Raw genomic sequence first — 18,969 nt, forward strand, 5'->3', positions numbered from 1 at the left:
TTCCGCAGCGCCCCCGCCCAGCCTGCCACTTCGCGCAAGGCCACCGAGGGGGACTTCCTTCGGCACGGAAAACCACGAGCGCCCGAAGTTTCCTTGAAAGCGCGGCATGCGCCGCGCCCGTCCCCCTTCGTTACAGCAGCGGCCCACTCAGCGCATCGAGCAGCTTGCGCACGGGCGCCGGCACGCCGTACGCATCGAGCCGGCTCAACGGCACCCACGCGGTATCCGCGTCCCTCGCCCCCGAAGGCAGGCCGCCGCCGTCAGCCATGTCGCTCAGTCGCGGCTCGATCTCGAGCCGGAAATGCGTAAACGTGTGCGTGAGCGGCGCGAGCGGCACCGGGCCGCCGCCGCCGAAGCCGCGCGCAAGCTCCGCGAGCGCGGCGTCACCGTCCGCTTGCGGCAGGCTCCACAGGCCACCCCAGATGCCGGTCGGGGGCCGCCGTTCGAGCAGCACCGCGTCACCGTCGCGCAGCACGAGCATCCAGGTCTTGCGCGTCGGCACGGCCTTCTTCGGCCGCGCGGCCGGCAGTTCGCGCTGGCGGCCCGTCGATTGGGCAACGCAGTCGCCCGCGAACGGGCAGCGCGTGCAATCGGGCTTGCCGCGCATGCACAGCGTCGCACCGAGATCCATCAGCCCCTGCGTATATGCGCTCACGTCGGCCGCGTTCGCGGCGTCGGGCAACAGCGATTCGGCAAGCGCCCACATGTCGTTCTCGACACGCTTCTCGCCCGGAAAGCCCTCGACGCCGAACACCCGCGCCAGCACGCGCTTCACGTTGCCGTCGAGGATCGTCGCGCGCGCGCCGTACGCGAACGACGCGATCGCCGCAGCCGTCGAACGGCCGATGCCCGGCAGCTCGGCCAGCGCGTCGGGCGTCGCCGGAAACGCGCCGCCGTGTTCGGCGACGACGACCTGCGCGCAGCGGTGCAGGTTGCGCGCACGCGAGTAGTAGCCGAGCCCCGCCCATAGCGCCATCACGTCGTCGGTCGGCGCGGCAGCGAGCGCGGCGACGTCGGGGTAGCGTTCGAGAAAGCGCGTGTAATACGGGATGACGGTCGACACCTGCGTCTGCTGCAGCATGATTTCCGACAGCCAGATCCGGTACGGATCGCGGGTGTTCTGCCACGGCAGGTCGTGGCGGCCATGCTCGCGCTGCCACGCGACCAGGCGCGTGGCAAACGTGCGATGCAGCGGGGTGACGGGGAACGGAGCGGGGGCAATGCGGGGCGGCTTCAAGTTATCTAATCGTGAAAAAAGGTTTCAACGCTGGCAGGTCGGACAGAAATAGGTGGACCGTTGGCCCTGTACGATCTGGCGGATCGGCGTGCCGCATACGCGGCAAGGCTGGCCTGCACGGTCATAGACGAAGCAGTCGAGCTGGAAATAGCCGCTTTCGCCGTTGCTGCCGACAAAATCGCGCAACGTGCTGCCGCCGCGCTCGATTGCGTCGGCGAGCGTCGCGCGCACCGCGTCGGCCAGCCGCTCGTAGCGCGGCAGCGAGACCTTGCCGGCGGCCGTCGTCGGCCGGATGCCGGCGCGAAACAGGCTCTCCGATGCATAGATGTTGCCGACGCCGACGACCATGTCGCCCGCGAGCAGCGCCTGCTTGACCGACACGGTGCGGCCGCGCGTGCGCGCGTGCAGCAGCGCGCCGGTAAACGCCGGCGAGAACGGCTCGACGCCGAGGCTCGCGAGGAGCGGATGCGCATGGACGTCGCCCGCTTCGCGCGGGTGCCACAGCACCGCACCGAAGCGACGCGGATCGCGGAACCGCAGCACGAATTCATCGAAGATCCAGTCGATGTGGTCATGCTTCGCGGCGACCGGCACGCCGTCCGCGGGCAGCACGCGCAGCGTGCCCGTCATGCCCAGATGGACGATGAACCAGCCCGCGTCGACCTCGAACAGCAGGTACTTGCCGCGACGCTCGACGCCGAGCACCTCGCGCGCGCGCAATTGCTCGGCGAGCCCGGCCGGCACGGGCCAGCGCAGCATCGCGGTACGGACGTCGACACGCTCGACGCGGCGGCCCGCGACAAAGGGCTCGATGCCCCGGCGCGTGACTTCGACTTCTGGCAACTCTGGCATGTTTTGCGGGTCTGAGACTGGATTCACGATCGTGCGTGTATTGTAGCGAGCGCGTTACAATCGGTTGAAACATCGAACGGATTTCCATGACCCTGCCCTCGAAGCTGCTTCAGAAGCGCCCCGCCGCCGTGCGCGGCGTGCGCGCCTTCCCGGTCCGCCGTGCACTCGGCGCCGCGCTGTTTGCCGCCTGGACCCTCACCGCCTTCCCGGCTCACGCGCAGGATCCGGCATCGGACGACGCGGATTCGCAGGGCGCGTTCGAGCATGTGATGCCGGACGAGCAGAAGGATCTCCCCGGCGTGCCGCTGACGAGCCAGATCGTCTACCAGGTGCTCGCCGCCGAGGTCGCGCTCCAGCGCAACCAGCCCGCGCCGGCCTACCAGACCTACCTCGCGCTCGCCCGCGACACGCGCGATCCGCGCATGGCGCAGCGTGCGACCGAGATCGCGCTCGGCGCGCAGAGCCCGGCCGACGCGCTGTCCGCCGCGAACCTGTGGCGCCAGTACGCGCCGGATTCGAATCGCGCATCGCAGGTTGACGCCGCGCTGCTGGTGCTCGCCGGCAAGCCGGCCGACGCACAACCGATGCTCGCGCGCGAACTGGTCCGGGCGACCGGCGAGACGCGCGGCCCGGCAATCCTTGCACTGCAGGCCCTGCTCGTGCGCGGCCCCGACCGCGTCGGCGGCCTCGCGGTGCTGAAGGACATGCTGAAGAACGACCTGAACCGGCCCGAGGCCCAGCTCGCGATCGCGCGCCAGCAGCTCGCGGTCGACGACAAGGACGGCGCCGCGCAGTCGCTGAAGCAGGCGCTGCAGATCCGCCCCGACTACCTGCCGGCGGCCCTGATGCTGTCGCAGATGGGGCCGGCGGAACGCGCGGCGGGCATCGCGTCGTTCGAGAAGTATGTTCAGCAGAATCCGAAGTCGCGCGATGCACGGCTCGCGCTGTCGCAGCTCTATCTCGCCGACGATCGCCTCGACGACGCGCAGAAGCAGTTCGAGACGATGCGCAAGCTCGACTCGAAGGATCCGACGCCGCTGATGGCGCTGGCGCTGATCAAGATCCAGCAGAAGAAGCTCGACGACGCGACCGGCTACCTGAAGCAGTACGTACAGCTCGGCGACAAGCAGCCGAACCTCGACGTCGGCCAGGGCTACATCTACCTCGCGCAGATCGCGATCGACCAGAACAACGACGCGCAGGCGTCGCAATGGCTCGACAAGGTCGACCAGACGAGCCAGCACTACCTCCCCGCGCAGATCACGCGCGCGCAACTGCTGCAGAAACAGGGCAAGACCGACGAGGCGCGCAAGGTGCTCGACGACCTGCCGATCACGGATCCGCGCGATGCGGCCGTGGTCGCGCGCACCGACGCGTCGATCCTGTTCACCGCGAAGCGCTATCCGGAAGCCGAGGCGCGGCTCGGGCAGGCGGTCCAGGACTTCCCTGACGATCCCGACCTGCGCTACGACTACGCGATGGCGGCCGAAAAGACCGGCCACTACACGACGATGGAAAAGCAGCTGCGCGAGCTGATCCGCACGCAGCCCGACAATCCGCAGGCGTACAACGCGCTCGGCTATTCGCTCGCCGACCGCAACCAGCGGCTGCCCGAAGCCAGCAAGCTGATCGACAAGGCGATGACGCTCGCGCCGAACGACGCCTACATCATGGACAGCCTCGGCTGGGTGAAGTACCGGATGGGCGATACGGCCGGCGCGGCGAAGGTGCTGCGGCGTGCGTACGAACTGCAGCCGAACGCCGAAATCGGCGCGCACCTCGGCGAAGTGCTGTGGAAGAGCGGCGCGCAGGACGACGCGCGTTCCGCGTGGCGTGACGCGCAGAAGCTCGAGCCGGACAACGACACGCTCGTGCAGACGCTGAAACGCTTCCAGATCAACGGTCTCTGATGCAGATGTTCCCGACGTTTTTCCTGTCCTCCCGCGCGCAGCGCACGCTGGCCGCAGCCGGCGCGGCGCTCGCGCTCGCCGGCTGCGCGAGCACGCCGCCGTCGGCAAGTGCGCCGACGGGCGCGGCGCTGCAGACCGCCGCAACGCACGCTTACCATGGCCGCTTCGCGGTGCAGTACGACGACCGTCTCGGCAAGCAGCAGAACGTGTACGGCAACTTCGACTGGCAGGAGCATGGCGACGACGTGTCGCTCGAGCTGCGCAGCCCGCTCGGCCAGACGCTCGCGGTCGTGAAGTCGACGCCGCAGGCAGCGTCGCTCGAATTGCCGAACCGTCCGACGCAATATGCGCCCGACGTCGGCGACCTGATGCAGAAAACGCTCGGCTTCGAACTGCCGCTCGCGGGCCTGCGTTACTGGCTGCTGCCGACAGCCGCACCCGCGACGCCCGCGGAGACGGTGCGCGATCCGGCCGACGGCACGCGCGTCAAGCAGATCCGCCAGGACGGCTGGACGATCGATTACCTCGCCTACGCGGATGCCCCGGCCACGGGCGTCAAACGCGTCAACCTCGTGCGCGCGACGCCGCCGCTCGACATCAAGCTCGTGCTCGATCAGTGAGCACCCGCCTAGCCCAGACCTACGCATGACCGATTCGACCCGCTCGCTGCGCAACTGCCTTGCGCCCGCGAAACTCAACCTGTTCCTGCACATCACCGGCCGCCGTCCGAACGGCTATCACGATCTGCAGAGCGTGTTCCAGTTGCTGAACTGGGGCGACACGCTGCACTTCACGCTGCGCGACGACGGTCGCGTCGCACGCGTCACCGACGTGCCCGGCGTGCCCGAGGAAAGCGACCTCGTCGTGCGCGCGGCCAACCTGCTGAAAGCGCATACGGGCACCGCGCACGGTGTCGACATCGAGATCGACAAGTGCCTGCCGATGGGGGCCGGCCTCGGCGGCGGCAGCTCCGACGCGGCAACGACGCTGCTCGCGCTGAACCGCCTGTGGCAACTCGATTTGCCGCGCGCCGAATTGCAATCGCTCGCAGTCAAACTCGGCGCAGACGTCCCGTTTTTTATTTTTGGAAAAAATGCGTTCGCAGAGGGTATCGGAGAAGAATTAGCTGAGGTACAATTGCCGACTCGCTGGTTCTTGGTTGTAACGCCCCGCGTTCATGTCCCAACCGCTGAAATATTTTCAGATAAGTTGTTGACAAGAGATTCGAAGCGCGTCACAATTACGGACTTTCTTGCACAGCAAAGCAGCGACGCGGGATGGCCAGATAGTTTCGGTCGGAACGATATGCAGCAAGTTGTGACAAGTAAGTACGCGGAAGTTGCGCAGGTGGTCAAATGGTTGTATGATGTGACCCCCGCGAGGATGACCGGCTCCGGAGCAAGTGTGTTTGCAGCGTTTCGCAGCAAGCATGAGGCAGAAGCGGCGCAAGCCAAGCTGCCCACCGGTTGGAACGGTGCAGTTGCCGAGAGCCTGAACGAGCATCCGCTCTTCGCTTTCGCGTCATGAAGTTTTACTTTGCCGGATGGCCTACACGAGTCCGGTGAAGTTATCAGTTAAGTGTAGGGGAGTCGCCAAGTTGGTCAAGGCACCGGATTTTGATTCCGGCATGCGAGGGTTCGAGTCCTTCCTCCCCTGCCAAAAATTTTCCCGCATTTCCCGCCCAAGCCTGAAGCAGGTGCACGATGAGCAGCCACAGCCATGATGGCCTGATGGTCTTTACTGGCAACGCGAATCCCGCGCTCGCCCAGGAAGTCGTCAATATCCTTGGAATCCCCCTCGGCAAAGCAATGGTCAGCCGTTTCTCCGACGGCGAGATCCAGGTCGAGATCCAGGAAAACGTGCGCGGCAAGGACGTCTTCGTCCTGCAATCCACGTGCGCGCCGACGAACGACAACCTGATGGAACTGATGATCATGGTCGATGCGCTCAAGCGCGCATCCGCCGGCCGGATCACTGCTGCCATCCCCTACTTCGGCTACGCCCGTCAGGATCGCCGCCCGCGTTCGGCGCGTGTCGCGATCTCGGCGAAGGTCGTCGCGAACATGCTGGAAATCGCCGGCGTCGAGCGGATCATCACGATGGATCTGCACGCCGACCAGATTCAGGGCTTCTTCGACATCCCGGTCGACAACATCTACGCAACGCCGATCCTGCTGGGTGACCTGCGCAAGCAGAACTACTCGGATCTGCTCGTCGTGTCGCCGGACGTCGGTGGCGTGGTGCGTGCCCGGGCACTCGCGAAGCAGCTCAACTGCGATCTCGCGATCATCGACAAGCGTCGCCCGAAGGCGAACGTCTCCGAAGTGATGAACATCATCGGTGAAGTCGAAGGCCGCACCTGCGTGATCATGGACGACATGGTCGATACGGCAGGCACGCTCTGCAAGGCTGCACAAGTACTGAAGGAGCGCGGCGCGAAGCAGGTATTCGCGTACGCTACGCATCCGGTGCTGTCGGGTGGCGCAGGCGATCGCATCGCCGCATCGGCACTCGACGAGCTGGTCGTCACCGACACGATCCCGCTGTCCGCCGAATCGCTCGGCTGCTCGAAGATCCGTGCCCTGACGAGCGCGAGCCTGCTGGCCGAAACGTTCTCGCGAATTCGCCGCGGCGATTCGGTGATGTCGCTGTTCGCGGAATCCTGATCGCGAATCGACTGAACAAAGCATGCGCAGAAAGCGAAGCGGCAACGCTTCGCTTTTTGCACAATCGGACGGGATAGACGAAACCCCGGCCGTTTTATCGGGGGCCGCCGTTTGACGGCCCCGTTTTACTGCCTGGTCGCGGGCAGCTATTGGAGAATCACATGAAAGTCGTCGCTTTCGAGCGCCAAGAGCAAGGTACGGGTGCGAGCCGCCGCCTGCGCAACGCTGGCAAGACCACGGGTATCGTTTACGGTGGCGAAGCAGCCCCGCAAAAGATCGAACTCGATCACAACGCCCTGTGGCACGCCCTGAAGAAGGAAGCTTTCCACTCGTCGATCCTCGACCTCGAAGTGGCCGGCCAGTCGCAACAGGTTCTGCTGCGCGACGTGCAATACCACCCGTTCAAGCAACTGGTGCTGCACGTGGACTTCCAGCGCGTTGACGCGAAGAAGAAGCTGCACACGAAGGCACCGCTGCACTTCCTGAACGCTGAAATCAGCCCGGCCGTGAAGCTGTCGAGCGCGATCGTTTCGCACGTCGCGACGGAAATCGAAATCGAGTGCCTGCCGGCTGACCTGCCGGAGTTCCTCGAAGTCGACCTGTCGAAGATCGAAGCCGGTCAATCGCTGCACGCGAAGGACATCACGCTGCCGAAGGGCGTCGCGCTGGTCGCGCACGTCGACGCGGAAAACCCGGTTGTCGCATCGGCGACGGTCCCGGCTGGTGCCGTGTCGGACGCAGCAGAAGGCGAAACGCCGGCTGCCTAAGCGGGCTGCCTGCGCACCCCATCGATCCGTTTCACGAAACGGTCGACGCAACCCGCCGCGGCTTGCCCGGCGGGTTTTTCTTTTTCTGCGCCCAGGCGGCCGTTGCCGCCCTCGAAACGTCATGATCAAACTGATCGTCGGCCTCGGCAATCCCGGGGCGGAATACACCGCGACGCGCCACAACGCCGGCTTCTGGCTGATCGACCAGCTTGCCCGCGAAGCCGGCACGACGCTGCGCGACGAGCGCCGCTTCCACGGCTTCTACGCGAAAGCGCGCCTGCACGGCGAGGAAGTCCACCTGCTCGAGCCGCAAACCTACATGAACCGCTCCGGCCAGTCGGTCGTCGCGCTCGCGCAATTCTTCAAGATCCTGCCCGACCAGATCCTGGTCGCGCACGACGAGCTCGACCTGCCGCCCGGCACCGTCAAGCTGAAGCTCGGCGGCGGCAGCGGCGGCCACAACGGCCTGAAGGACATCACCGCGCACCTGTCGTCGCAGCATTACTGGCGGCTGCGGATCGGCATCGGCCATCCGCGCGACCTGATTCCGGAAAGCGCGCGCGCCGGCGCGAAGCCCGACGTCGCGAACTTCGTGCTGAAGCCGCCGCGCCGCGAGGAACAGGACGTGATCGACGCGTCGATCGAACGCGCGCTCGCCGTGATGCCGATGGTCGTCAAGGGCGAACTCGACCGCGCGACGATGCAGCTGCATCGCAACTGACCGCATCGCACCGCTCCGGTGCTTCGAGCCGTCCGGCGCAGCCGGGCGGCCCCGCCTGCCCCACCCTGCGCGCACATGCGGTAATCTGGTCGTTTTGCCCGACAGGAGCCAAGCGGTGAGCCGTTACTGGAGCGACGTCGTTCAGCAACTCGTGCCTTACGTGCCGGGCGAGCAGCCCGCGCTCGCACACCCCGTCAAGCTGAACACCAACGAGAATCCCTATCCGCCGTCGCCGCGCGTCGTCGCGGCGATCGCACGCGAACTCGGCGAGACCGGCGACACGCTGCGCCGCTATCCCGACCCGGTTGCGCGCGCGCTGCGCGAGACGGTCGCGGCGCATCACCGTATCAAGCCCGAACAGGTGTTCGTCGGCAACGGCTCCGACGAGGTGCTCGCGCACACGTTCCAGGCGCTGCTCAAGCATGACCGGCCGCTGCGCTTCCCCGACATCACGTACAGCTTCTATCCGACCTATGCGCGCCTGTACGGCGTGGAGACGAGGATCGTGCCGCTCGCGGACGACTTCTCGATCCACGTCGACGACTATCTCGACGATGCCGGCGTCGTGCTGTTTCCGAACCCGAACGCGCCGACCGGGCGCGCGCTGCCGCTCGCGGACGTCGAGCGCATCGCGGCCGCGAATCCGTCGTCGGTCGTCGTGATCGATGAGGCCTATGTCGATTTCGGCGCGCAGTCCGCGATTACGCTGATCGACCGCTACCCGAACCTGCTCGTCGTGCACACGACGTCGAAAGCACGCTCGCTCGCGGGTATGCGCGTCGGTTTCGCGTTCGGCGATGCAGCGCTGATCGACGCGTTGAACCGCGTGAAGGACAGCTTCAACTCGTACCCGCTCGACCGGCTCGCGCAAGTCGCCGCGCAGGCCGCGTACGAAGACACCGACTATTTCAGTGCAACCTGCCGGCGCGTGATCGACAGCCGGACGCGGCTCACGCACGCGCTCGACACACTCGGCTTCGACATCGTGCCGTCGGCCGCGAATTTCGTGTTCGCGCGCCATCCCGCGCACGACGCGGGTGCGATTGCGGCCAAGCTGAAGGAACGGGAAATTTTCGTGCGGCACTTCCGGCTGCCGCGGATCGACCAGCACCTGCGCATCACCGTCGGCACCGACGCCGAATGCGATGCGCTCGTCGCGGCATTGCGCGAGCTGCTGGCCTGAAACGAGAGAACCGGCGCCAGGCGGCGCCGATCCGGATGCGTGACGGGCGCGCCGAAGGACTCGAGCGCGCGCGTCACCGCGGGGTCACGACGCGTCTTCGCCCTTTGCGGCGGTCAACGCGTGATACTTCTCCATCAATTGCGCGTGCGACTCGTCATGCTGCGGATCGCGCGGAATGCACTCGACCGGACACACCTGCTGGCACTGCGGTTCGTCGAAATGGCCGACGCACTCGGTGCACTTGTTCGCGTCGATCACGTAGATGTCCGGGCCCATCGAAATCGCGCCGTTCGGGCACTCGGGCTCGCACACGTCGCAATTGATGCACTCGTCGGTAATCATCAAAGCCATACTGATCTCACTTCATCAGGCCGGCGGCCGGCTTCGCAACGAAACCGGCCGGCGCCGCATTACGCGGCAGGGCCTCCCATCGCAGCGACTTTCTCGGTCAGCCACTTTTCGACGGACGGAAACACGAACTTGCTGACATCGCCGCCCAACTGCGCGATTTCGCGCACGATCGTCCCCGAGATGAACTGGTACTGATCGGACGGCGTCATGAACATCGTCTCGACGTCGGGCAGCAGGTAGCGGTTCATCCCCGCCATCTGGAACTCATATTCGAAATCGGACACGGCGCGCAGGCCGCGCACGATCACGCGCGCATTGTTGGTGCGGACGAAATCCTTCAGGAGGCCGGTGAAACTCATCACCTTCACGTTCGGATAGTGGCCGAGCACCTCGTTCGCAATCGTCAGACGTTCTTCCAGCGAGAAGAACGGCTTTTTCGCGCGGCTGTCGGCGACGCCAACCACCAGCGTATCAAAAATGCTCGACGCACGCCGCACGAGGTCTTCGTGCCCGCGCGTCAGCGGATCGAACGTACCGGGATACACGGCGACTACCATGTCGCTCCTCCTGTCATCACGCAAACGGGATGGCAGCCGTGCGATGCGCACGCCGCTGCCGAGATGGGCATGCGTCGCCTTTGCGGCGCGCCGCCTCGTATGGAACGCGCATTATTCATCATTTTCGCGCCGCAGCAAATGATAGTGAACCGCACCGGCCTTGCCGTGCTTCACGACCTCCCAGCCTGCGAGCGCTTCGTGCGCGGCCGGATCGAGCTCCGCCCCCGTCTCGACGTACAGCGCGCCGCCCGCCGCGACGAGCGGTACCGCCAGCGCGATCGCGCGCTCGAGCACGGCCATGTCGTCGAACGGCGGATCGAGAAACACGACGTCGAACGCGCCCGGCGTGAGCCCGGCCGCGAGTCGCAGCGCGTCCGCCTCCGCAACCTCGACCGCACGCGCGCCGAGCTTGTCCTTGATCGCACGCAATTGCTGCGCGGCGCGCGGATGGCGCTCGACCATCACGACGCTCGCCGCGCCGCGCGACGCGGCTTCGAAACCGAGTGCGCCGGTGCCGGCGAACAGGTCGAGGCAACGCCAGCCTTCGAGATCCTGGCCGAGCCAGTTGAACAGCGTCTCGCGCACGCGATCGGGCGTCGGCCGCAGGCCGTCGAGATCGAGCACCGCGAGCGGCGTACGTTTCCAGTCACCGCCGATGATGCGGATCGTGTGCGGCTTGCCGCGGCCGGAAGGGGCCGCCGGGCGGCCGGAAGAGGAACGGGACATACGGAATATCGACAACGGAGGGACCGGGCGCGCGAGAGGGCGCACCGCTAAACAGGCGCACGTTACCACAGCGGCGATGCACACTGGCGCGAGCGCCACGCCGCACTGATAAAATGCACGGTTTCGGCCGCCGTGCGCCGCGCCCGCGCGAACGCAGAACGGCCCGTCCGGTGCCCGCCCCTGGCGGCGGCCCGCCCTCTTCCCGACGTCAGACCATGTTCAGCTTCTTCAAACGATTCAAGAAAACGCAGGAGCCCGATCCGGCGGAATCGCAATCGGCCGACGCGCAGCAAACGGACGAACCGTCCGATGCGCCCGCGGTCGAGGCCCCGCCTGCGGCCGAAGTGCCGCAAGCGCCCGCGCAACCGGCCGCGCCGGCCGTCGTGATGACGGTCACGCCGACCAACGATGGCCGCGACGAAGTCGTCGAGACCGTCGAAATCGTCCCGCCGCCGCTGCAGGACGCCACCGCGAAGAAATCGTGGCTCGCGCGCCTGAAAACGGGGCTCGCCAAGACGGGCTCGAGCATCACCGGCGTGTTCGTCAACACGAAGATCGACGAGGACCTGTACGAGGAACTCGAAACCGCGCTGCTGATGTCCGACGCGGGCGTCGACGCGACCGAGTACCTGCTCGGCGCGCTGCGCGAAAAGGTCCGCACGGGCCGCCTGACCGACCCGCAACAGGTGAAGGCCGCGCTGCACGACCTGCTCGTCGAGCTGCTCTCGCCGCTCGAGAAATCGCTGATGCTCGGCCGCGCGCAGCCGCTCGTGATGATGATCACCGGCGTGAACGGTGCGGGCAAGACGACCAGCATCGGCAAGCTCGCGAAGCATCTGCAGAGCTTCGACCAGTCGGTGCTGCTGGCCGCGGGCGATACGTTCCGCGCGGCCGCGCGCGAACAGCTGGCGGTCTGGGGCGAGCGCAACAACGTGACGGTCGTGCAGCAGGAAAGCGGCGATCCGGCCGCGGTGATCTTCGACGCGGTCAGCGCCGCGCGCGCGCGCAAGATCGACGTGATGATGGCCGACACGGCCGGCCGCCTGCCGACGCAGCTCCACCTGATGGAAGAGTTGAAGAAGGTGAAGCGCGTCATCTCGAAGGCGCACGACGGCGCGCCGCACGAAGTGCTGCTGGTGATCGACGCGAACACCGGCCAGAACGCGCTCACGCAGGTCAAGGCATTCGACGACGCGCTCGGCCTCACGGGCCTCATCGTCACGAAGCTCGACGGCACCGCGAAGGGCGGGATTCTCGCCGCGATCGCACGGCAGCGCCCGGTGCCGGTCTACTTCATCGGCGTCGGCGAGAAGGTCGAGGATCTGCAGCCGTTCAGCGCGGTCGAATTCGCGGACGCGCTGCTCGGCTGAACACCGCCGGCACGCATCGCACAGGGCGCCTTCGGGCGCCCTTTTTCATGCGCGCCCGGTCATCCATGCCGCGGGCGCACCACGCTTACTCGGCGTCGGGTTGCACGCCGGGCTCGGCGGCCTTGAACGCATCGAGCGTCGACGCATGGTCGACGATCCGCTGGATCGTCGGATAGCGTGTCGTGTCGATGGAGAAGCGGTTCGCATTGAACACCTGCGGCACGAGGCACACGTCGGCGAGCGTCGGCGTGTCGCCGAAGCACAGCTTGCCGGTGCGCGGATCGCTCGCAAGACGCGTCTCGAGCGTCTCGAAGCCCGCCTCGATCCAGTGCCGGTACCACGCGTTCTTCGCCTCCTCGGGTACCTGCAGCGTGTGCTTCAGGTACTTCAGCACGCGCAGGTTGTCGAGCGGATGGATTTCGCACGCGATCTGCAGCGCGACCGCGCGCACATACGCGCGATCGACCGGCTGCTTCGGCAGCAGCGCCGGCTCCGGATGGGTTTCCTCGAGGTATTCGATGATCGCGAGCGACTGCTGCAGCGTCGCGTCGCCGTCGATCAGCGTCGGCACGACCGCGTCCGGATTCAGCGCGCGGTACGCGTCCTTCAGTTGCTCGCCGCCGTCGCGCAGCATGTGCACGGGGACATAGTCGAACGGCAGCTGCTTCAGGTTCAGGGCGATCCGCACGCGATACGACGCGGAACTGCGGAAATAGCTGTAAAGCTTCATGGGATGTCTCTCGTAGTCGTATTCGGCCGGCAACGGCACGGGCGCGGCGCAGCCGGCGCGCGCACCGCCGGGAACCAGAGTGTAGCGCGCCGCGACGCGCCGCCTCGCTTGGCGACAGCCGCACCCGTGCGATACTCGGGGCATTCCTCACCGCTCACAGTGCGGCCCGATGCCGGCCGCCCGCCCCACGCCCCGATGACCGCCTCCCACGATCCCGCCGCCGTTCCGTTCCCGTGCGCCCGCTTCATCAAGGAAATCGGCCGCGGCCCGCACGGCGCACGCGCGCTGTCCGCCGAAGACACGTTCGAGCTCTATCGCGCGATGCTCGACGCGCGCGTGTCGGACGTCGAACTCGGCGCGATCCTGATCGCCTATCGGCTGAAGGGCGAATCCGCCGACGAGCTGGCCGCGATGCTCGCCGCCGCGCAGGCGTCGTTCGAGCCGGTGCACGTGCAGGACGCCGCGTTCCGCCCCGTGTCGATCCCGAGCTACAACGGCGCGCGCAAGCAGCCGAACCTCGTGCCGCTGCTCGCGCTGCTGCTCGCGCGCGAAGGCGTGCCGGTGCTCGTGCATGGCGTCGAGCAGGATCCGGGCCGCGTGACGAGCGCCGAGATCTTCTCGGCGCTGTCGCTCCCGCCGTCGACATCGCACGATGCGATCGAGGACACGCTTGCCGAGCGCCGCGTCGCGTTCGCGTCGATCGACGTGCTGGCACCGCGCATCGCGCATCTGCTGTCGATGCGCAGCGTGCTCGGCGTGCGCAACTCGACGCACACGCTCGTGAAGATCCTGCAGCCATTCGCGCCGGCCGGCCTGCGGCTCGTCAACTACACGCACCCGCCGTACCGCGACAGCCTGGCTCAATTGTTCCGCGACCATCCGGACGCCGCGCTCGGCGGCGCGCTGCTGGCACGCGGTACCGAGGGCGAAGCCGTCGCCGACACGCGACGCCAGGTGCAGGTCGACTGGCTGCACGACGGCGTGTGCGACACGCTGATCGAGGCCGAGCGCTCGTCGACCGATGCACCGCCCGTCGCGCTGCCCGAATCGCGCGATGCGGCCACGACGGCCGCGTGGACCGACGCCGTCTTGCGCGGCGAGGTGCCGGTACCCGACACGGTTGCCCGGCAGGTTGCGACCATCGTGCAGATCGCCCGCATCGCGCGCTGACGGTACGCTCGCGAACCGGCCCCACTTGCGGGGCATTTGACACGCGAGCGCATCCTGGCATAGAGTTGCCCTCATGCGTTCCTTTCCGAACACCCTCCGAATTACCTCCGGCCGCCTAGCGCGGCCGCTATCGCTACGACTAGCCTAAGGCTTTCGTAGCGCCGTGTGCTGTCCGCACGGTCCCTCCCAGCAGTTCCTCGCAGTACCCCTCTCGTAGTTTTTACAACCCGAAGTCGTCAGCATTCGTCCGTCTATCCGTCGGCCGATTCGCGAAGATCATCCGCATCCGCAGCGCGCTTACGTGCCGCGGAGCGAGGCAGCGCCAACCGTCGCCCATGCCGCCCGTCTTCGCTCGCGACTTGAGACCCGAGGTCCAGAAGATGCAGCGCAATCCGCAAGACAAGTACCGTCCGTTCGAGCCCGTCCGCCTCAATGGCCGCAAATGGCCGTCGCGCACCATCGAGCGCGCGCCCGTCTGGATGAGCACCGACCTGCGCGACGGCAACCAGTCGCTGATCGAGCCGATGAGCATCGAGCAGAAGCTCGAGTTCTTCGAGATGCTGGTCGCGATCGGGTTCAAGGAGATCGAAGTCGGTTTTCCGTCGGCGTCGCAAACCGACTTCGATTTCGTCCGCAAGCTGATCGACGACAAGCGGATTCCCGACGACGTGACGATCGAAGTGCTCGTGCAGGCGCGCGAAGACCTGATCGCCCGCACGTTCGATGCACTCGAAGGCGTGCCGCGCGCAATCGTGCACCTGTACAACGCGGTCTGCCCGTCGTTCCGCCGCATCGTGTTCGGGATGTCGAAGGCCGACGTGAAGGCGCTCGCGATCGACGGCACGCGCATCATCAAGGAACACGCCGCCGCGCGCCCCGACACGCAGTGGACCTTCCAGTACTCGCCGGAAACCTTCAGCATGACCGAGCTGACGTTCGCGCGCGAGATCTGCGACGCAGTCGCGCAAACGTGGCGCCCGACCCGCGATCACAAGATGATCGTCAACCTGCCGGCCACCGTCGAAGCCGCGAGCCCGAACGTGTTCGCCGACCAGATCGAGTGGATGGACCGCAACCTCGCGTATCGCGACAGCATCGTGCTGTCCGTGCATCCGCACAACGACCGCGGCACCGCGGTCGCGGCGGCCGAACTCGCGCTGCTTGCGGGCGCCGACCGCATCGAGGGCTGCCTGTTCGGCAACGGCGAGCGCACCGGCAACGTCGATCTCGTCACGCTCGCGCTGAATCTCTACACGCAGGGCATCGATCCGGGCCTCGATTTCTCCGACATCGACGCCGTGCGCCGCGTCGTCGAACGCTGCAACCAGATTCCCGTGCATCCGCGCCATCCGTACGCGGGCGACCTCGTGTTCACCGCGTTCTCGGGCTCGCACCAGGACGCGATCCGCAAGGGGTTCGCGCAGCAGCGCCCCGACGCGGCCTGGGAAGTGCCGTACCTGCCGATCGACCCGGCCGACCTCGGCCGCAGCTATGACGCGGTGATTCGCGTGAACAGCCAGTCCGGCAAGGGCGGCGCGACGTTCCTGCTCGAACGCGGGATGGGCTTCACGCCGACGCGCCGCGTGCAGATCGAATTCAGCCATGCGGTGCAGACGCTTGCCGACGCGTCCGGCGAGGAAGTGACCGGCGACGCGATCTGCGCGCTGTTCGCGCGCGAATTCTTCGACACCGACGGGCCGGCCGCGCGTCACGGCAACGGCGCGCGCTGGCGGAACCGCGAGATCGCTGCGGCGCCGGCGCCGGCGGCAGCGGACACGACGCCCGACGATGCGGTGCGACGTTTGGCCGCGGCGTTCGCGGCAGCCGCCGGCGCGGCGATCGACATTGCGTCATGCGAACACGCGCGCACGACGGACGGGCGGATCGCGGTATCGGTCGGCTGCCGGGTCGGCGATGCGCCGCTGCGGCACGGCGTCGGCCTGCACGCCGATGCGGCGAGCGCCGCGCTCGATGCGGTGGTCAGCGCGATCAACCGCTCGGCCTGGCACTGCGCGGATCGCCGCGCGGCGGCCTGACTGCCAGGTTCCGTTTCAGGGTTCAAATGCCAGCGAGCGGGGCGTGACCGCCCGTGCGCCGCGCGATCCGCGCCGCACGAGGCAGCAAAAAAGCGGCCCAGAAGGCCGCATCAGTCGGGACATGAAAAGGGGCGCCACGCGCGCTCATGTCTCGGTCGCGCACCGCGTCGCCTGCCACGCGAACAGGCTCCAGCGGCCCTGTTCGTGGGTGTGGACGGAGGTATAGGCAATCGGAAAGACCAGGCCGCCGTTGTTCGTTTCCATCTCGATCAACGCGCGCCCGGTGACGACGCAGGTTGCATCGCCGACAGGCAGCACGTCCTGCGACTGGATTTCGATCTGGCGATAGCGGCGGCGGCCGGCGACGATGGCGTCGATGAACTGCTGCTTGGTTTCGCGTTTGCCGTTGGTGTGTACGAAGAACACCTTGTCCGACAAAAGCGCGTCGAGCGCCTCGCCGTCCCCGTCCACCATCGCCCGGAACCGATCGCGCTCGAGCGCGCGGATCGCATCGACCACCTTCGCCATCGCCTGACTCCTCGGCAACGCGCACGCCGTGCGCGGGCGTGCGGATCAGAAGTTGTACTGCAAGTAGAACTGGTGGAAATTTATACCAGGATTCGGCTCTTTGATACCCGCGTTAGACACATGTTCAAAACGGTAGCCGACCTGATACTGTTGCCGTTGGCCGAACTGCACGCCCACTCCCGCGGTGGGCGCGAACTGGAAGGCGGTTCCCATCGAAAATCGATCCGAGATCGTCGGGTGCGTCAGCAGCCTGACGCCGCCGCCGGCCTCGATGAACGGGCGGATCTCCCCGGCGCTCTTGATGAAACGGAACATCGGCGTCACGCCGAATTCGCCGATGCTGCTGTGGACGTTGCCGCCCGTGTGCCAGTAGCCGGCATGCCCTTCGACGACGAACGCGAAGTGCCAGCCGCCCATTTCCCACCAGTTCCAGCCCGGATCCCACACCACGCCGATATCGGCCTTGTCGATCCCGTGGCGATCCGAAAAGCCGCCGCCCGCCTGAATCCCCCATCGATCCGCGCATGCCGCACCCGATCCGCCCAGAAGGGACGCCGCCAGCATCGCGTGCAGCGCAAGCCGGCTGCGGGGCCGGCGATTCTTCTTATTGTTCATCTGACACTCCAACTTTGTGGGTTGAATGGAGCCTGCCGCTTCGGCCGGCTCAAGCGAACTGAATGGTATGGTAAAGGACTTTTCGAATCGGCATCACGAAGCGAAATGGCTTCCTTCCAAAACGACAAAAATCGAAATCGTCTACTGATTACCATCAGAAACAACGGCTTACGGAACTTCGCCTCGCCTCCTCTGTCGCAGAATAGACTATCGACTCGACTGGCTCGATAGAAAAAGTGGGAACTCCGATGCCCACGCTTGCTCTAAGGAATTAGCACTCGGTTTGCGGGAGTGCTAAGATGGCTCCCGGAATCTCATCCGAGACCGGGGGTTTGTCCCTGATTCCAAAGGAGTTTTTTTAGTGAGCAATGCCCTGACCCTCCCGAACACCCTGAGCCCGACGCCGGCCAAGGCCGCATCGGCAGGCTCGTTGGCGCTCGCAGCCCAATCGATGTTGCCGGGCCAGCTTGGCAACATCGACGCGTATATCCAGGCCGTCAATCGCATTCCGCTGCTGACGGTCGAAGAGGAACGCCAGTACGCGACCGAATTCCGCGAAGGCAACAACCTCGACTCGGCACGCCGCCTCGTGCTGTCGCACCTGCGGCTCGTCGTGTCGATCTCGCGCAACTATCTCGGCTACGGCCTCCCGCACGGCGACCTGATCCAGGAAGGCAACATCGGCCTGATGAAGGCCGTGAAGCGCTTCGATCCGGCCCAGAACGTGCGTCTCGTGTCGTACGCGATCCACTGGATCAAGGCCGAGATTCACGAGTACATCCTGCGCAACTGGCGCACGGTGAAGGTCGCGACGACGAAGGCGCAGCGCAAGCTGTTCTTCAACCTGCGCAGCCACAAGAAGGGCCTGCAGGCGATGACGCCCGAGGAGATCGACGGCCTCGCGAAGGAACTCAACGTCAAGCGCGAAGACGTGACCGAAATGGAAACGCGCCTGTCGGGCGGCGATATCGCGCTCGAAGGGCAGGTCGAAGACGGCGAGGAGTCATACGCGCCGATCGCCTACCTGGCCGACTCGCACAACGAACCGACCGCCGTGCTCGCCGCGCGTCAGCGCGACACGCTGCAGACGGACGGCATTGCGCAGGCACTCGGCGCACTCGACGCGCGCAGCCGCCGCATCATCGAGGCGCGCTGGCTGCACGTCGACGACGACGGCTCGGGCGGCTCGACGCTGCACGATCTCGCCGCCGAGTTCGGCGTGTCGGCGGAACGCATCCGCCAGATCGAAGCGAGCGCCATGAAAAAGATGCGCACTGCCCTCGCCGAATACGCATAAATCGCTGCGATTTAGAGCGCTTCATCAAAAACCGCTGCCCGACCGGCAGCGGTTTTTTTTCGCCCGTCTTTTCCGCTGCTTTTCATTCGCTTCTCCGCTCGCTTCATCACCCGTTTCTGCGCCGATTAATTGACCTGATTCATCAGGTAATACGCAGTTTGCGGGCCCCTTCCGCATAACCTTGATCTGCCTCAAGTTTCGGCCCGTGTTTCGCGACGGTCTGCCGCAGCGCAGCACTCGGCATCGGAAAGCC

At 66.3% G+C, this 18,969-nt stretch carries 19 protein-coding genes and 1 tRNA gene; 12 read left to right on the plus strand and 8 right to left on the minus strand.

Annotated elements, in window-relative coordinates:
* Window positions 1–130: 130 nt before the first annotated feature.
* Together mutY and mutM are read right to left on the minus strand one after the other, a co-directional pair.
* Window positions 131–1,237 carry an A/G-specific adenine glycosylase gene (gene mutY, locus BDI24065_RS34425; RefSeq protein WP_175034941.1) on the minus strand — a complete coding sequence of 369 codons (1,107 nt, stop codon included), beginning with the start codon at window positions 1,235–1,237 and terminating at the stop codon, window positions 131–133.
* A 24-nt stretch (window positions 1,238–1,261) separates the two neighbouring features.
* Window positions 1,262–2,089: a bifunctional DNA-formamidopyrimidine glycosylase/DNA-(apurinic or apyrimidinic site) lyase gene (gene mutM / locus BDI24065_RS34430; protein ID WP_175034942.1), complete on the minus strand. Its 828-nt coding sequence runs from the start codon at window positions 2,087–2,089 to the stop codon at window positions 1,262–1,264.
* A gap of 86 nt (window positions 2,090–2,175) precedes the next feature.
* On the opposite strand from mutM, the gene BDI24065_RS34435 reads away from it, so the two are divergent.
* From BDI24065_RS34435 to hisC, 8 genes are all read left to right on the plus strand, one after another.
* The gene (locus BDI24065_RS34435) at window positions 2,176–3,999 is read left to right on the plus strand and encodes a tetratricopeptide repeat protein (RefSeq protein ID WP_175034943.1); all 1,824 of its coding nucleotides are present in this window, start codon (window positions 2,176–2,178) and stop codon (window positions 3,997–3,999) included.
* Window positions 3,999–4,619 carry a lipoprotein insertase outer membrane protein LolB gene (gene lolB / locus BDI24065_RS34440; protein WP_175034944.1) on the plus strand — a complete coding sequence of 207 codons (621 nt, stop codon included), beginning with the start codon at window positions 3,999–4,001 and terminating at the stop codon, window positions 4,617–4,619. The genes BDI24065_RS34435 and lolB overlap by 1 nt, the downstream gene beginning before the upstream one ends.
* A gap of 25 nt (window positions 4,620–4,644) precedes the next feature.
* Window positions 4,645–5,526: a 4-(cytidine 5'-diphospho)-2-C-methyl-D-erythritol kinase gene (gene ispE / locus BDI24065_RS34445; protein WP_174986214.1), complete on the plus strand. Its 882-nt coding sequence runs from the start codon at window positions 4,645–4,647 to the stop codon at window positions 5,524–5,526.
* Window positions 5,527–5,581: 55 nt separating this feature from the next.
* Window positions 5,582–5,658 (plus strand) — tRNA-Gln (locus BDI24065_RS34450).
* Window positions 5,659–5,702: 44 nt separating this feature from the next.
* The gene (locus BDI24065_RS34455) at window positions 5,703–6,665 is read left to right on the plus strand and encodes a ribose-phosphate pyrophosphokinase (protein WP_011353235.1); all 963 of its coding nucleotides are present in this window, start codon (window positions 5,703–5,705) and stop codon (window positions 6,663–6,665) included.
* Between the two features lie 161 nt (window positions 6,666–6,826).
* Window positions 6,827–7,432, plus strand: coding sequence for a 50S ribosomal protein L25/general stress protein Ctc (locus BDI24065_RS34460; RefSeq protein WP_039346059.1), 606 nt, complete (start codon window positions 6,827–6,829; stop codon window positions 7,430–7,432).
* Between the two features lie 121 nt (window positions 7,433–7,553).
* On the plus strand, window positions 7,554–8,153 hold the full coding sequence (gene pth / locus BDI24065_RS34465) for an aminoacyl-tRNA hydrolase (protein ID WP_122946304.1): 600 nt from the start codon (window positions 7,554–7,556) through the stop codon (window positions 8,151–8,153).
* 115 nt (window positions 8,154–8,268) lie between these two features.
* Window positions 8,269–9,336, plus strand: coding sequence for a histidinol-phosphate transaminase (gene hisC / locus BDI24065_RS34470; RefSeq protein ID WP_175034945.1), 1,068 nt, complete (start codon window positions 8,269–8,271; stop codon window positions 9,334–9,336).
* A gap of 84 nt (window positions 9,337–9,420) precedes the next feature.
* Here hisC and BDI24065_RS34475 read toward each other — a convergent pair whose 3' ends face one another.
* From BDI24065_RS34475 to rsmD, 3 genes are all read right to left on the minus strand, one after another.
* Window positions 9,421–9,687 carry a YfhL family 4Fe-4S dicluster ferredoxin gene (locus BDI24065_RS34475; RefSeq protein WP_175034946.1) on the minus strand — a complete coding sequence of 89 codons (267 nt, stop codon included), beginning with the start codon at window positions 9,685–9,687 and terminating at the stop codon, window positions 9,421–9,423.
* Between the two features lie 59 nt (window positions 9,688–9,746).
* Window positions 9,747–10,244, minus strand: coding sequence for a pantetheine-phosphate adenylyltransferase (gene coaD, locus BDI24065_RS34480; RefSeq protein WP_031403077.1), 498 nt, complete (start codon window positions 10,242–10,244; stop codon window positions 9,747–9,749).
* A 111-nt stretch (window positions 10,245–10,355) separates the two neighbouring features.
* The gene (rsmD, locus tag BDI24065_RS34485; protein WP_175034947.1) at window positions 10,356–10,970 is read right to left on the minus strand and encodes a 16S rRNA (guanine(966)-N(2))-methyltransferase RsmD; all 615 of its coding nucleotides are present in this window, start codon (window positions 10,968–10,970) and stop codon (window positions 10,356–10,358) included.
* 215 nt (window positions 10,971–11,185) lie between these two features.
* Between rsmD and ftsY the strand changes: the two genes are divergently transcribed.
* On the plus strand, window positions 11,186–12,340 hold the full coding sequence (gene ftsY / locus BDI24065_RS34490; protein WP_175034948.1) for a signal recognition particle-docking protein FtsY: 1,155 nt from the start codon (window positions 11,186–11,188) through the stop codon (window positions 12,338–12,340).
* An 85-nt stretch (window positions 12,341–12,425) separates the two neighbouring features.
* Here ftsY and maiA read toward each other — a convergent pair whose 3' ends face one another.
* Window positions 12,426–13,070 (minus strand): maleylacetoacetate isomerase, encoded by a 645-nt coding sequence (gene maiA / locus BDI24065_RS34495; protein ID WP_175034949.1) that lies wholly within the window; start codon window positions 13,068–13,070, stop codon window positions 12,426–12,428.
* A 195-nt stretch (window positions 13,071–13,265) separates the two neighbouring features.
* Here maiA and ybiB point away from each other — a divergent pair, with 195 nt between their 5' ends.
* Window positions 13,266–14,240: a DNA-binding protein YbiB gene (gene ybiB / locus BDI24065_RS34500; protein WP_175034950.1), complete on the plus strand. Its 975-nt coding sequence runs from the start codon at window positions 13,266–13,268 to the stop codon at window positions 14,238–14,240.
* A gap of 380 nt (window positions 14,241–14,620) precedes the next feature.
* A complete protein-coding gene (leuA, locus tag BDI24065_RS34505) occupies window positions 14,621–16,276 on the plus strand; it encodes a 2-isopropylmalate synthase (protein ID WP_175034962.1) in 1,656 nt (551 codons plus the stop codon).
* A 144-nt stretch (window positions 16,277–16,420) separates the two neighbouring features.
* Here the strand turns inward: leuA and BDI24065_RS34510 are convergent, their stop codons facing one another.
* Both BDI24065_RS34510 and pagL read right to left on the minus strand, forming a co-directional pair.
* Window positions 16,421–16,804 carry a nuclear transport factor 2 family protein gene (locus BDI24065_RS34510; protein WP_175034951.1) on the minus strand — a complete coding sequence of 128 codons (384 nt, stop codon included), beginning with the start codon at window positions 16,802–16,804 and terminating at the stop codon, window positions 16,421–16,423.
* A gap of 45 nt (window positions 16,805–16,849) precedes the next feature.
* Window positions 16,850–17,419, minus strand: coding sequence for a lipid A 3-O-deacylase PagL (pagL, locus tag BDI24065_RS34515; RefSeq protein ID WP_175034952.1), 570 nt, complete (start codon window positions 17,417–17,419; stop codon window positions 16,850–16,852).
* 361 nt (window positions 17,420–17,780) lie between these two features.
* Between pagL and rpoH the strand changes: the two genes are divergently transcribed.
* Window positions 17,781–18,716: an RNA polymerase sigma factor RpoH gene (rpoH, locus tag BDI24065_RS34520; protein ID WP_046544376.1), complete on the plus strand. Its 936-nt coding sequence runs from the start codon at window positions 17,781–17,783 to the stop codon at window positions 18,714–18,716.
* The last annotated feature ends 253 nt before the right edge of the window (window positions 18,717–18,969 follow it).

It is taken from the genome of Burkholderia lata (genome assembly GCF_902499025.1).
GTDB classification, from domain to species: Bacteria; Pseudomonadota; Gammaproteobacteria; order Burkholderiales; family Burkholderiaceae; genus Burkholderia; species Burkholderia lata_C.

Excerpts from the sequence above, each read along its gene's own strand:
- leuA (WP_175034962.1), top strand. The coding sequence starts at position 14,621 with ATGCAGCGCAATCCGCAAGACAAGTACCGTCCGTTCGAGCCCGTCCGC.
- BDI24065_RS34510 (WP_175034951.1), bottom strand. The coding sequence starts at position 16,804 with ATGGCGAAGGTGGTCGATGCGATCCGCGCGCTCGAGCGCGATCGGTTC.
- ybiB (WP_175034950.1), top strand. The coding sequence starts at position 13,266 with ATGACCGCCTCCCACGATCCCGCCGCCGTTCCGTTCCCGTGCGCCCGC.
- BDI24065_RS34460 (WP_039346059.1), top strand. The coding sequence starts at position 6,827 with ATGAAAGTCGTCGCTTTCGAGCGCCAAGAGCAAGGTACGGGTGCGAGC.
- coaD (WP_031403077.1), bottom strand. The coding sequence starts at position 10,244 with ATGGTAGTCGCCGTGTATCCCGGTACGTTCGATCCGCTGACGCGCGGG.
- BDI24065_RS34435 (WP_175034943.1), top strand. The coding sequence starts at position 2,176 with ATGACCCTGCCCTCGAAGCTGCTTCAGAAGCGCCCCGCCGCCGTGCGC.
- BDI24065_RS34475 (WP_175034946.1), bottom strand. The coding sequence starts at position 9,687 with ATGGCTTTGATGATTACCGACGAGTGCATCAATTGCGACGTGTGCGAG.
- mutM (WP_175034942.1), bottom strand. The coding sequence starts at position 2,089 with ATGCCAGAGTTGCCAGAAGTCGAAGTCACGCGCCGGGGCATCGAGCCC.
- BDI24065_RS34455 (WP_011353235.1), top strand. The coding sequence starts at position 5,703 with ATGAGCAGCCACAGCCATGATGGCCTGATGGTCTTTACTGGCAACGCG.
- lolB (WP_175034944.1), top strand. The coding sequence starts at position 3,999 with ATGCAGATGTTCCCGACGTTTTTCCTGTCCTCCCGCGCGCAGCGCACG.
- maiA (WP_175034949.1), bottom strand. The coding sequence starts at position 13,070 with ATGAAGCTTTACAGCTATTTCCGCAGTTCCGCGTCGTATCGCGTGCGG.
- ftsY (WP_175034948.1), top strand. The coding sequence starts at position 11,186 with ATGTTCAGCTTCTTCAAACGATTCAAGAAAACGCAGGAGCCCGATCCG.
- pth (WP_122946304.1), top strand. The coding sequence starts at position 7,554 with ATGATCAAACTGATCGTCGGCCTCGGCAATCCCGGGGCGGAATACACC.
- pagL (WP_175034952.1), bottom strand. The coding sequence starts at position 17,419 with ATGAACAATAAGAAGAATCGCCGGCCCCGCAGCCGGCTTGCGCTGCAC.
- rsmD (WP_175034947.1), bottom strand. The coding sequence starts at position 10,970 with ATGTCCCGTTCCTCTTCCGGCCGCCCGGCGGCCCCTTCCGGCCGCGGC.
- ispE (WP_174986214.1), top strand. The coding sequence starts at position 4,645 with ATGACCGATTCGACCCGCTCGCTGCGCAACTGCCTTGCGCCCGCGAAA.